Here is a 12825-nt window from a genome sequence, read left to right on the forward strand (position 1 = left end):
GGCAGGCAAACTAGTGAGTAAGGGTTGTCGAGACCCTGCGCCTTAAAAGGGACGGCGTCTTTTTATTATCGAGAGTATTAGGCTGTTACGGGTTCGTGCCAACGGCGGCCCATCTTAGTCCATAACAGGAACAAGCCCGGGATCAGCAACCACATCTGCAAGACCATCAAATCCGGCGAGCTCAAGCCCAAGCGCTGGGTCAGGCTGACCATGGCACCGGCACCACTCATCTGGAACAAACCCAAAAGTGCAGCTGCCGTGCCGGCACGGTCACCAAATGGTGCCAGCGCCTTGCCTGCCGCAGAGCCAAGCACAAAGGCAAAGCCAAACGAAGACATGAAGATCGGCAGCATAAATGCCCATGCTTCAGCAATATGGCCCACCAGCAGCATCAACATACCTGCCACAATCAAGATCACCAGGCCGGTATTGAGCGTCTTTCGCGAACCGAAACGGTCGATATACTTCGGCGCAACCATACAAGCCAAGATATTCAAGGCTGCGTTAATGCCAAACCAAAGGGTGAATTGGTTCATGCTCTGGCCAAGTTCTACCATCAGCCACGCCGGGGCAGAGGTTACATAAGCCAAAATTACTGCCATTGCCAGCATGCATAGGCTGGCATGGTACAAGAAAGTTGGCTCCCTCAGGACTGACCAGTAACGTGACAAGCTGATCGCAGAGCCGGAGGTATCAGTATCTGCCGGGCGGGTTTCACGGAACAGCAGCATAATAAACAAACCGGCGACAAGGGCAAAACCCGCCATGAAGCTGAAGTTGGCACGCCAGCCAAACTGATGGGTCAACCAGGTACCAAGCAAGGGTGCCAATGCCGGAATAAAGCAGATCGCACCATTGAGGTAGCTGATCATCCGGCCGCTTTTCTCGGGGCCGAAGCTATCGCGTACCGCAGCAAAAGCGGCTACCGAAGTTGCACAGGCACCGAAGCCCTGCAGCAAGCGAGCAACCAACAACATGTCCAAGGTTTGGGCAACGTAGGCCAGTGCGGCGCTCGCACCGTAAATCGCGATACCACCAAGGGCAATCGGACGGCGGCCGAAACGGTCAGCCAACGGGCCTGCCAGCAACTGGCCGAGGCCAAGGCTGAACATAAACCAGGTCACGGTATCTTGGACCCGGGTCAAATCGACCGCAAAGGTATCCGCCATCGCCGGCAGCGCTGGCAGGTAAATATCAATGGCTAGCGGGCTGAACAGCACCAGGGTCACCATCAAGGCCACCAGCCGTTTATCCGCAGAGTGTTTCGGTTGCATAGTATTATCCTGTTGAGCAATGGCGGCAGTTTACGGCGTTCGAGATATGAAAAGAAATGGTATATATTCAACACCGATTTTCCATTTAGGAATATCACGACTTTTTCGGGGAGAACGGTTCCGTGTCATTTGAAAAACTCGCCAGGTTGGATCTCAACCTGTTGGTCTGCCTCCATGTTTTGCTTGAGGAAGGCAGCGTCACACTTGCAGCCAAACGGCTTTGCCTGAGCCAGTCAGCCGTCAGCAAAAGCCTCAACCGCCTGCGCGAACAATTCGATGACCCTTTGTTTGTCCGTACCGCCCATGGCATGAAACCCACCCCACGAGCCATGGCCTTGATGCCAATGCTCGAGCAATTACTGAGGGATATCGAGCACCTAACGGCTCCTGCCAGTTTCGTGCCCCACACCAGTGACCGGCATTTCCGAATGGCTTTGGTCGAAAGCGCCTATCCGCTGTTCCTGCCGCAGTTCCTCGGGGATATCTTTGCCGAGGGCCCGAATATCATCCTCGACACCCAGGCGTGGGAACCGAATACCTTCGACAAACTGATCAACGGTGAAATTGACTTTGGCATCACCGGCAAGGATCTCAACCCTAAAGACGCGATGATGACGCTGATGCCGCCAAAGGGGATCGTATTTACCGAACTATGCCGCGATACCCAGTGCTGCCTGGTACGCAAAGGCCACCCAATCCTGTCCCAGCATTGGGATGAGGACAACTACCTCCAACAGCGCCATATCCAAGTTCGCTGTGGCAATGACGACCGCTGGTTGCTCGACTACAAACTGGCCGAGCGGGGGTTGCAACGGGATATCGCTATGTATGTCCCGGACTTCAACAGCGCAGCCAGCCTATGTACCCATACCGATCTGGTTTTTACCGCCCCGAGCCACTTTGCCTCATACATCAGCGCCCAGTTGGATTTGGCGGTATTGCCCTTGCCATCAGCACTTCCTCCTATGGCCTACACCCTTTTCTGGCATCAACATCAAGAAAAAGACCCAGGGCATAGCTGGTTACGACAAATTATCACCTCACGCTGCCGAGATTTGTCTGTTAGCTAATTGCAGCTATTACGCAAAAGCGCTAATTTAGGAAGATCAGCCTGAACAGCCAATATTTCCTGCTGCCACCGAGTGGCTAAAAGGGGTATTTGTTATTCAGGCTGCCCTTATAGCCGTCACAAGGACGGTGACTCAGTGAAAGGAAAAGTAAGCACATGCAAGCAGTTATCTCGCAACGCGTCGCGCAGATCCGCCAATGGCTGGAAACAAACCAGCTCGACGCCCTTTTGATCCCACACGAAGATGAATACCTAGGCGAATACATCCCTGCCCACAACGAGCGCCTGCACTGGGCGACCGGCTTTACCGGTTCGGCCGGTATGGCAGTGATCGCCCGCGACAAAGCTGCGATGTTTGTCGACGGCCGCTACGTGGTCCAGGTGCGCAAGCAGGTTCCGAGCGACGTTTACGAATACCGCCACCTGATTGAAGAGCCACCGGTACAGTGGGCACTGGACAACCTAGCACCCAACAGCAAAGTGGCGATTGATCCGCGACTGCATAGCGCGGCATGGCTAACCCGCACCCAAACACAAGTTGCAGGTGAATTGGAATTAGTCAGCATTGGCGAAAATCCAATCGAGCTATTTTGGTCAGATCGCCCTGAAGCGACCTTGTCCCAGGCCAAGTTGATGGGTCTAGACTTCGTCGGCCAGAGCAGCAGCGACAAACGTACGTTGATTGCCGCCGAGCTCACCAAGCAAAAAGCCGATGCGGTACTTCTCACCCAACTAGACAGCATAGCCTGGCTGCTCAATATCCGTGGCAGCGATGTACCTAGCCTACCTGTGCTACTTTCTACCGCATTGCTTCACGCCGATCAGAGCGTTGACTTCTACATTGACCCAAGCCGCCTGCCTGAGGGCTTCGCTGACCATGTCGGTGAGGGTGTCCGCGTCAATGCACCGGAAGCACTGGAAGCAGGCCTCAAGCAGCTTTCAGGCAAAACCGTATTGGTTGACCCTGCCACCAGCAATGCGTGGGCGAGCCAAACCCTGCGTGATGCAGGTGCCACGCTGCTCGATGCTGCCGACCCTTGCCTGCTACCGAAAGCGGCCAAGAACCCAACGGAAATTGCCGGCATGAAAGCTTGCCACATCCGCGATGGCGTAGCTGTCAGCAAGTTCCTTGCATGGGTCGATAGCCAAGTTGCCCAAGGTAACCTGCTCGACGAAGGTACCCTGTCAGATAAGCTGTGGCAGTTCCGCAGCGAAGACAGCAGCTGCACCGATGTCAGCTTCGATACTATTTCAGCGGCTGCCGGCAATGCGGCGATGTGCCACTACAACCACAACAACCAGCCCGAGCCAAGCGTGCTGGAAATGGACAACGTCTACCTGGTTGATTCAGGCGGCCAGTACCCAGACGGTACTACCGATATCACCCGAACTATTGCCATCGGTGAGCCGGGCGATGACGTGAAGAAAACCTTCACTTTGGTACTTAAAGGCCATATCGGCCTGGCTTCTGCCCGCTTCCCGAAAGGCACCACAGGCTCACAACTTGATGCCCTTGCCCGCCAGCACCTATGGGCATACGGTTTCGATTACGACCACGGTACCGGCCATGGCGTCGGCCACTTCCTGAGCGTTCACGAAGGTCCGCAACGCATCGCCAAAGTACACAACCCAACAGCCTTGTTGCCGGGGATGGTGTTGTCGAACGAGCCGGGTTACTACCGTGCAGATGCGTTCGGGATCCGTATCGAAAACCTAGAGCTGGTTGTCGAAGTGGAAACCGCTGGCGACATGACTGTGATGGGCTTCGAGTCTCTGACCCGCGCGCCTATCGACCGTCGCTTGGTTGATTTGTCCCTGATGACAGATGCCGAGTTAAGCTGGCTCAACAACTACCACCAGAACGTATTCGAGGTACTGAGTCCGTCACTGCAAGGTGATGATCTGGCATGGCTTGAGCAGGCAACAGCGCCACTGACTCGTTAATAGCGAGACAACATAAAGAAAACGCCCGCACGGCTATGCTGTGCGGGCGTTTTTTATTAAATCATTTATCTAGGCAGTTAACCCGAGTAGGCGTGATGCCAATCTTTCCACACCACCTCAAAGCCACGCTGCTTGACCGCTGCGGCGACATCGACAGCCGGGCGCTCATCGCTGATCGCAAACTGCTCGAGCTCCGGCTCATCATCGGCATAACCACCCGGCTGGGTCTTGGACTCTGCCGACATCGTGGTGATCCCTAGCGGCAGCACATTATCGCGAAATTGCGCCGACTCGCGGGTCGATAGCGATAGCTCTACCTCAGGGTTGAGCAGACGGTAGGCACAGATCAGCTGCACCAGCTGGCGGTCATCCATCACCGATTTTGGCTGTAAGCCACCTTCGCACGGGCGTAGGCGCGGGAAGGAAATCGAATAACGGGTCTGCCAGTAGGTGCGCTCAAGGTAATCGAGGTGCGCGGCGACAAAGAAACAGTCGGTGCGCCATTCTTCGAGGCCAATCAAAGCACCAATACCTATCTTGTCGATACCGGCCTTGGCCAGGCGATCCGGCGTTTCCAGGCGGTATTCAAAGTCCATCTTATTGCCACGCAGGTGATGCTGGGCGTAAGTCGGGGCACTGTAGGTTTCCTGGTAGACCATGACCGCATCAAGGCCGAGGGTTTTTAGCTCGGCATACTCGTCCTGATCCAACGGCTGCACTTCCATGGCCAGGTAACTGAAGTGGGATTTGATCGCCGGCAGTGCCTCGCGGAAATACTCCATCCCGACCTTACGCTCGTGCTCGCCGGTCACCAGAAGGATGCTATCGAACTGCTTGGCCTTGATGGCCTCACACTCGCGTTCAATCTCGGCCATATCCAACGTGCGGCGCTTAATGCGGTTTTCCATCGAAAAGCCACAGTAAGTACACGCATTGGCACACAGGTTAGACAGGTACAACGGAATGTAAAATGACACCGTATGACCGAAGCGCTTGCGGGTCAGGGCAGCGGACTGCTGTGCCATCTGCTCGAGGTAAGGCTCAGCTGCCGGCGAGATCAGGGCTTTGAAATCTTCCAGATCACGCTTGGGCTTGCGCAGTGCGCGCTCAACATCCGCCGCCGTCTTGCCATAGATGGACAACCGGATATCATCCCAATCCAATTGCTTCCAATCATCAACGAAACTCATCGCAAGCTCCTTAAGCCGGCTGATCCAAAAATGCCGTCAATGGGCTGGAGGCAATGGCATGGTTTACCGTACCTGCCAAACCGGCTTCATACGCCATACGGCCACTTTCAACCGCTAACTTGAAGGCACGCCCCATCGCAATAGGATCCGCTGCCGCCGCAATGGCCGTGTTTACCAACACTGCATCTGCGCCCATTTCCATTGCTTCTGCTGCATGGGATGGTGCGCCAATACCGGCATCGACAATCACAGGGACCTTGGCCTGATCGATAATGATTTCAAGGAAATCACGCGAGGCCAGCCCCTTGTTGGAACCAATCGGCGCGCCTAAAGGCATCACCGCCGCACAACCCACCTCTTCCAAGCGCTTACACAGCACGGGGTCGGCATGGCAGTATGGCAGCACGATGAAACCTTCACGGACCAATTCTTCCGCCGCAGCCAATGTCTCAATCGGATCTGGCATCAAATATTTAGGATCCGGGTGGATTTCCAGCTTAAGCCAATTGGTACCCAGCGCCTCACGGGCCAACTTAGCGGCAAACACTGCTTCCTTGGCATTTTTCGCCCCTGAGGTATTCGGCAGCAGGTTAACTCCTGCCTCAATCAAAGGAGCAAGGATATCGTCATCGCGATTTTCAATATCCACCCTTTTAAGGGCCATAGTCACCAGCTCAGAGCCCGAGGCAATAATCGATTCAGCCATGGCATGGCGGTTGGCATATTTACCGGTCCCGGTAAACAGGCGAGACGAGAACGTCTTATCAGCGATAGTTAACATTTATCCTCCTGCAATCGCTTGGAACAGGGCGATGCGATCGCCGGTATTCAATACAGTTGTTTCCCACTCGCTGCGGGCAACAATATCTTCATTCAGGGCTACGGCCGTGGCCTGCAGCGGCATCTCAAGCTGTGTCAGCAACGCACTCAGTGACTGGCCCTCAGGCACCTCTACCGGTTTGTCATTGACCCGTATCTGGATCAGAGTCGCTGTCGTCATAATGGTTCTATTCTCCCGTCCCGCAAACTGGGCACGATTTATCAGTTGGTAGTTGAAAGGCTTGCCAGCCCATCGTCAGACCATCAAACTGGCGTAATGTGCCAAAGCCCACCTCACCAGATCCGGTCAGTAATTTAATAGTTTCCAGTGCCTGCAGGTTACCGACAGTGCCAACCACCGGCCCGGCGATCCCGGAATTGCTGCAGTTCTGCGGCTCATCAAGGGTCCCAGCCTGACGCGGGAACAAGCAGTGGTAACAAGGGCCTTTGCCCTGCCGGAAATCAAACGCCATCAACTGGCCTTGCCAGCGTATTGCTGCGCCCGAGATCAAAGGTTTATTGGCTTTGAAACAGGCAAGGTTGACGGCATATCGGGTTGCCAAGTTGTCGGAGCAATCCAGTACCACATCAGCTAACGAGACCTCCATCGCCAGCCGCTGATCGGCCAGCCGAGCTTTTACCGCCCGGATACGGATATGCGGGTTTAACGCCTGCAGCTGCTCCGCGGCCATCTGCGCCTTGGCTTTACCCTGATCGCTATCGCGATAGACCACCTGGCGCTGGAGGTTGGAGCTATCCACGGTGTCATCATCAGCAATGACCAAATTGCCTATACCGGCACCCGCAAGGTATAAGGCCGCCGCCGATCCCAATCCGCCAGCCCCGACGAGCAACACTTGGGCACCAGACAATGACTGTTGGCCAGACTCGCCTATCTGCGGCAGCATGATCTGGCGGTTATAGCGAAGAAACTCCTGATCACTGAGCATGGTTGCCATCCTATTCTGTCGGGTTACGCACTAAGATATCTTCAAATGCAGCAACGGCCTGGGCCGGATCCTCGGCTTGGGTAACAGCACGGACAACCGCGACACTACTGACACCGGTACGCCACACCCGCTCGGCACGGGATAAGTCGATACCACCAATCGCCACTGTCGGGAACGCATCACCAATCAGCTGCTGGTACAGTGCCAACCGGCTGAGTCCCTGCGGCTTGGATGGCATATCCTTAGTCGTCGTCGGGAAGATATGGCCCAAGGCGATATAGCTCGGGGCAAACTCTGCGGCACGAAGAATTTCGTAATAGCCATGGGTTGAAAGCCCAAGACGTAGCCCAGCCTGCTGGATAGCAGCCAGATCAGCGGTCTCCAGATCTTCCTGCCCGAGATGGACACCATAGGCATGGTTTTCAATCGCCAGCTGCCAGTAATCATTGACGAAGACCTGGCCACCATACTGTTTGCCAGCCTCGACAATACTCGTGATTTGGCCTGGCAAGGTAGGCTCGGACGGATCTTTGATCCGCAATTGCGTTGTCTTTACCCCAAGCTCCAGCAAGCGCTTCACCCAGTCAGCCGTATCAACAACCGGGTACAGCGCCAGTTTTTCGCGGTCTACCGTGGCAAACGGCGCGACAGCCACTTCCTTGCTCACCCACCCAAGCTCATCACACTCCGGATGGTTCGCCGTCAGTGGCCGCGGGAACAGTGAGCGGGTCATCGGCCAGCCGGTTTCACCATAGCCGTCAGCATGACTCTCCAGATAACCACGGGCATGGGCACGTGATAGCGTGACCGCATCTTCCAACGGGTAATCCAGAGCCAGTGCCGCCAGCAACATTGCACGCTGCGGCTCACTGGCCCCAGCATGATGGCAATACACTGCCCGGGCTTCACCAAGGTGGTGCCAAATATCGACACAGCCACGTTCGGTCGGCAGGCCGCAGACCACCAACGCCGGGTTAGCCGCTACCTGCTGCTGCATTTCGGCCAGAGTCGGATAAGGGGCAATCCACTGATCGCGCACCTCCAGTCCCTGTGCCACGCTTTCGGACGGATTAAACGCCACCTTGAAGGTTGTCCCTTCAAGATGAATGTCTACCACCTCCGATCCACTCCACTCCATACTTACCGCTTCACCAAGCTGGTATTTATCGGCCGCTGCCAACAGCGGCTCGATATGCATCAGTAATGGCGCTAAGTGATCGGGTAAACACAACGCGTTCATTAACTTTCCTCTTTGATTGGGTGATATAACTCACTCCCCTTAGCCCGGAACTCATCGGCTTTTTGCTGCATGCCTTCAAGGGGGTCATCCAACATTTGTACGGCCAATTCACCATCTTGCTCCAAACCGCTGGCATATTCGCGGACCTCTTGCGAGATTTTCATCGAGCAGAATTTCGGTCCGCACATCGAACAGAAATGAGCGATCTTGCCGGATTCCTGAGGGAGGGTTTCATCATGGTAGGCTCGAGCCGTTTCAGGATCCAAAGCCAGGTTAAATTGATCTTCCCAGCGGAACTCAAAGCGTGCCTTCGACAAAGCGTTGTCGCGCACTTGAGCACCGGGATGGCCTTTAGCTAAGTCTGCCGCATGGGCACACAGCTTGTACGTGATCAGCCCCACCTTTACATCTTCTTTGTTAGGCAGGCCCAAGTGTTCTTTCGGTGTGACGTAACACAGCATGGCACAGCCATACCAACCGATCATGGCAGCACCAATACCAGAGGTAATGTGGTCATAACCCGGCGCAATGTCTGTCGTTAGGGGCCCCAAGGTATAAAACGGCGCTTCATGACAGTGCTTGAGCTGCTCTTCCATGTTTTCCTTAATCATGTGCATCGGCACATGACCCGGCCCTTCAATCATCACCTGAACATCATATTCCCAGGCAACTTTAGTCAGTTCGCCCAACGTCCTTAGCTCACTGAACTGCGCCTCGTCGTTGGCATCAGCCACCGAGCCAGGACGCAGCCCGTCCCCCAGAGACAGCGCAATGTCATACTGGGCACAGATTTCACAAATCTCCCGGAAATGCTCATACAGGAAGCTTTCTTGGTGGTGGGCCAAGCACCATTTGGCCATGATCGAACCACCACGAGAGACAATGCCAGTAACCCTTTTGGCGGTCATAGGGACATAACGCAACAGGACGCCGGCATGAATAGTAAAGTAATCCACCCCCTGCTCAGCCTGCTCGAGCAAAGTGTCCCGGAACACTTCCCAATTCAGGTTCTCGGCAATACCGTTGACCTTCTCCAATGCCTGATACATCGGCACTGTGCCGATCGGTACAGGGCTATTACGGATGATCCATTCGCGGGTTTCGTGAATGTTCCGTCCGGTTGAGAGATCCATAACGGTATCGCCGCCCCAACGGGTCGACCAGACCAGCTTCTCCACTTCCTCTTCAATCGAGGAGCTGACTGACGAATTACCGATATTGGCGTTAACCTTGACCAGGAAATTACGGCCGATAATCATCGGCTCGGTTTCGGGGTGGTTGATATTGGATGGGATAATGGCCCGGCCTTCGGCGACTTCGCGGCGGACAAACTCTGGGGTAATTTCTTGCGGTAGGTTGGCGCCAAACGACATACCCGGATGTTGCTGGTTTAGCACCTCATCACGGTATTTCGCCCGGCCCATGTTTTCGCGGATGGCAATAAATTCCATCTCGGGCGTGATGATCCCCTGGCGGGCATAGTGTAGCTGAGTGACATTCTTGCCTGGCTTGGCCCGTCGGATTCGGGCTTGCTGTTCAAACCTCAGCTCATCTAAGGTGTCATCAGCTAAACGCTGTTTGGAATATTGCGAACTCAGCTCAATAAGCTGTTCAGTATCCCCCCGCTCCTCAATCCAACTCTCACGGAGCTTTGGCAAGCCAGCATAGATATCGGCTGGCTGCTCGGGATCAGTATAGAAACCGGAGGTGTCGTAGACCCGTACCGGCTCATTGGGCTCAAAAACAGGGGATTCCTTGGTGCCACCCACTAGGCTATCAGCAAGGGTTATCTCGCGCATGGGCACACGGATGTCTTCGCGGCTACCGGTGACATAGACTTTCCGGGAATTCGGGTAAGCCTGGGTAGTTAGTGAATCGATAAATTGTTTCGCTTCCAGTCTCGCTTGTTTGCGATTCGACATAGCAATTTCCTTTTTCCATAACAGGGAAGTTGCTTGGCGGATGGGTGCGTAAACAAGAGGCTATACGTAGGGTGTATAGTTTCATCTGATACTGCCACTGTGAATACAGCGATACAGAAGAGTCTCTCTTGTTCCCTTCGCAGGTATTAGCCTGATCAGGTTCTACGGATCCCGCAATGCGGTCTCAGCCAAATGGCACTCCGACAAGTTGAACTAGCAGTATATGAAAGGGGTTCCGCCTCGGCAAGACGGAACCCACAGTTTTAATACTTATTTGGCAAAAACATTGCTACTTTTGCATAACACCACTGGGCGCGACAAATTTATTTGAAACGCTTCACAAGTGACTTGAGTAGCGAAGAATGGGTCTCCCTCAACTCGCCAAGCTTGTGGGTGATTTTAGGTGCACCCTCCATATCAAATAGCTTTGGCACCGCAACGCGTTGCGACGAGTAAATCCCGGTATGGCCGCTGAAGTAGTAAGCGGTATAACAAGCGATCGCAAAATACAGCATATGCTCGGCACCAAACAGCTCGACGCCCATAATGGTACAGGCCAGCGGAGTATTGGTTGCTGCTGCAAATACAGCTAAAAAGCCCAAGGCGGCAAACAAGTCAACCGGTGCCCCCAATACCCATGCCATAGTATTGCCCAGTGTCGCCCCGACGAAGAACAAAGGAGTCACTTCCCCCCCTTTGTATCCGGCTGCTAAGGTAATGGCTGTCAGTAGTAGCTTGAGCAGCCAGCTATACCATTCGGCTCCTCCTTCCTGGAAGGCCGTCAAAATACTCACCCCACCCTCGCGGCTCGAATAAACCCCCAAGCCGATATAATCGTAGTTCCCAATGAGCTGCACTGCGCCAATGACAATCAGGCCACCAACCACCACTATCAGGTATGGGTTTTTCAACGTTGCTTTGAATATATCTTTAAAGGCATGGGTCAGCTCACCGAACAGATACCCCGCAAGACCAAAGGCCACGGCGGCAACCACAATCTTGGCGATCATCCACAGGTCGACTTTGACGGCATGCTCAAACAGGGTGATGGTTTCGAGGAAATCTATCCGGTAATGGGTATGATGCACACCCCAGGCCGAGCAGACGACATCTGCCAGGATGGCAGCAAACAAGGCAGGAATAATCGCATCATAGCGAAGGCGGCCAATCGCTAGAACCTCCAGGGCAAAGATTGCCCCGGTCAGCGGGGTACCGAAAACCGCACCAAAGCCAGCCGCCACTCCGGCAATCAACATCAGCCGGGTATCCGATTCATTAAGATGGAATTTACGCGCCAACCAATGGGTCGAGGCACCACCAATTTGCACCGCTGTCCCTTCCCGGCCTGCCGAGCCACCGAACAGGTGGGTGATCACAGTAGTGATCAGTACCAAAGGCGCCATACGGGCAGGAATACCGGCTCCGGGTTCATGGATCTCATCCATGATGAGGTTGTTGCCGCCCTCGGAATTTTTGCCCAAATTACGGTAGCAATAAACAATGACAATACCGGCCAGCGGAAGCAGGTAGAGCAGCCAGGGATTATCAATCCGGGTCGCAGTCGCTTCACCAAGGATCCAGAGGAAAAAAGCATTGAGCGTGCCGACGATAACGGCAACGGGAATAATGAGGAGCGTCCAACGGAGGATCTGGACGAATATTTTAGGATTTGAACTTAATGGGTGCGCCATACCATTTCTATCTTTATCTCGAATTACTCTCAAGGATAGATGCTATGGCAAATACCGAGCCCCACCATAGACGGATCTATCCTACTACAGCAGGAGTCATTATCTCGGTTGAGCGGTTAAAGGTGGAACTCCATCACCCGCCATGGCATTACGCCAAGGCAATGGACAAATGCTACCGCTTATCCTTATTAACAACAAGAGAAATAATAGATTAGGAATTGAAATAGCCCAACATTGCTTCGCAGAAGCAACAGACGCAAAAAAGCCCCAGCATTTCTGCTGAGGCTTCAAAGATGGCTGATGTAAAGAGGTTAGAGCTCCCAGCACGCGCTGTTTTGGTATTGGCGGAATCCGCTGCTCTGCCAATTGCACATACGAAAAAGGCCCCAGCATTTCTGCTAGAGCCTTGAAGATGGCAGGGGTGGAGAGATTCGAACTCCCAACACGCGGATTTGGAATCCGCTGCTCTGCCAATTGGAGCTACACCCCTAATGTGTTATTCATTCTACTAACAAATCGTTCGAGATCAATCAGAATTTCTCTATGCCAGTCACAGTATTGATAAATAAAGAAATAATAGAAAGATAAGTAGTAAAGACCGGCTATTTGGCAGAAGCAACAGACGTAAAAAAAGCCCCAGCATTTCTGCTGAGGCTTCGAAGATGGCAGGGGTGGAGAGATTCGAACTCCCAACACGCGGATTTGGAATCCGCTGCTCTGCCAATT

The 12825-nt window shown here is 53.9% G+C and carries 10 protein-coding genes, 1 tRNA gene and 2 riboswitches; of the genes, 2 read left to right on the top strand and 9 right to left on the bottom strand.

Annotated features, from left to right (window positions below):
• Positions 1–77: 77 nt before the first annotated feature.
• Complete coding sequence (locus BIZ37_RS01400) at positions 78–1274, bottom strand: multidrug effflux MFS transporter (RefSeq protein ID WP_187459992.1); 1197 nt, start codon at positions 1272–1274, stop codon at positions 78–80.
• 122 nt (positions 1275–1396) lie between these two features.
• Here BIZ37_RS01400 and BIZ37_RS01405 point away from each other — a divergent pair, with 122 nt between their 5' ends.
• Entirely contained in the window at positions 1397–2344 is a 948-nt protein-coding gene (locus tag BIZ37_RS01405) for a LysR family transcriptional regulator (RefSeq protein WP_187459993.1), read from the top strand.
• Positions 2345–2499: 155 nt separating this feature from the next.
• On the top strand, positions 2500–4287 hold the full coding sequence (locus BIZ37_RS01410) for an aminopeptidase P family protein (RefSeq protein ID WP_187459994.1): 1788 nt from the start codon (positions 2500–2502) through the stop codon (positions 4285–4287).
• 77 nt (positions 4288–4364) lie between these two features.
• On the opposite strand, the gene thiH is transcribed toward BIZ37_RS01410, so the two are convergent.
• The 8 genes from thiH to BIZ37_RS01450 all read right to left on the bottom strand — a co-directional run bounded on the left by thiH (position 4365) and on the right by BIZ37_RS01450 (position 12589).
• Positions 4365–5477, bottom strand: coding sequence for a 2-iminoacetate synthase ThiH (gene thiH, locus BIZ37_RS01415; RefSeq protein WP_187459995.1), 1113 nt, complete (start codon positions 5475–5477; stop codon positions 4365–4367).
• Between the two features lie 10 nt (positions 5478–5487).
• Positions 5488–6258, bottom strand: coding sequence for a thiazole synthase (locus BIZ37_RS01420; protein ID WP_187459996.1), 771 nt, complete (start codon positions 6256–6258; stop codon positions 5488–5490).
• Positions 6259–6477, bottom strand: coding sequence for a sulfur carrier protein ThiS (gene thiS, locus BIZ37_RS01425; RefSeq protein ID WP_187459997.1), 219 nt, complete (start codon positions 6475–6477; stop codon positions 6259–6261).
• Positions 6478–6484: 7 nt separating this feature from the next.
• A complete protein-coding gene (locus tag BIZ37_RS01430; RefSeq protein ID WP_187459998.1) occupies positions 6485–7246 on the bottom strand; it encodes a molybdopterin-synthase adenylyltransferase MoeB in 762 nt (253 codons plus the stop codon).
• Between the two features lie 10 nt (positions 7247–7256).
• A complete protein-coding gene (gene thiE, locus BIZ37_RS01435; RefSeq protein ID WP_187459999.1) occupies positions 7257–8486 on the bottom strand; it encodes a thiamine phosphate synthase in 1230 nt (409 codons plus the stop codon).
• Entirely contained in the window at positions 8486–10408 is a 1923-nt protein-coding gene (thiC, locus tag BIZ37_RS01440) for a phosphomethylpyrimidine synthase ThiC (protein ID WP_255526644.1), read from the bottom strand. Before thiC ends, thiE begins: the two co-directional genes overlap by 1 nt.
• A 115-nt stretch (positions 10409–10523) precedes the next feature.
• Positions 10524–10621, bottom strand: a riboswitch (TPP riboswitch).
• 110 nt (positions 10622–10731) lie between these two features.
• On the bottom strand, positions 10732–12099 hold the full coding sequence (locus BIZ37_RS01445) for a voltage-gated chloride channel family protein (RefSeq protein ID WP_187460000.1): 1368 nt from the start codon (positions 12097–12099) through the stop codon (positions 10732–10734).
• Between the two features lie 83 nt (positions 12100–12182).
• Positions 12183–12246: riboswitch (Fluoride riboswitch) on the bottom strand.
• Positions 12247–12512: 266 nt separating this feature from the next.
• Positions 12513–12589 (bottom strand) — tRNA-Trp (locus BIZ37_RS01450).
• Positions 12590–12825: the final 236 nt, after the last annotated feature.

The organism is Photobacterium sp. BZF1 (assembly GCF_014349205.1).
In the GTDB taxonomy this organism is placed as follows: Bacteria; Pseudomonadota; Gammaproteobacteria; order Enterobacterales; family Vibrionaceae; genus Photobacterium.

Coding starts and splice junctions, on each gene's coding strand:
- BIZ37_RS01400 (WP_187459992.1), bottom strand. CDS start 1,274: ATGCAACCGAAACACTCTGCGGATAAACGGCTGGTGGCCTTGATGGTG.
- BIZ37_RS01410 (WP_187459994.1), top strand. CDS start 2,500: ATGCAAGCAGTTATCTCGCAACGCGTCGCGCAGATCCGCCAATGGCTG.
- thiH (WP_187459995.1), bottom strand. CDS start 5,477: ATGAGTTTCGTTGATGATTGGAAGCAATTGGATTGGGATGATATCCGG.
- BIZ37_RS01420 (WP_187459996.1), bottom strand. CDS start 6,258: ATGTTAACTATCGCTGATAAGACGTTCTCGTCTCGCCTGTTTACCGGG.
- thiS (WP_187459997.1), bottom strand. CDS start 6,477: ATGACGACAGCGACTCTGATCCAGATACGGGTCAATGACAAACCGGTA.
- BIZ37_RS01430 (WP_187459998.1), bottom strand. CDS start 7,246: ATGCTCAGTGATCAGGAGTTTCTTCGCTATAACCGCCAGATCATGCTG.
- thiE (WP_187459999.1), bottom strand. CDS start 8,486: ATGAACGCGTTGTGTTTACCCGATCACTTAGCGCCATTACTGATGCAT.
- thiC (WP_255526644.1), bottom strand. CDS start 10,408: ATGTCGAATCGCAAACAAGCGAGACTGGAAGCGAAACAATTTATCGAT.
- BIZ37_RS01445 (WP_187460000.1), bottom strand. CDS start 12,099: ATGGCGCACCCATTAAGTTCAAATCCTAAAATATTCGTCCAGATCCTC.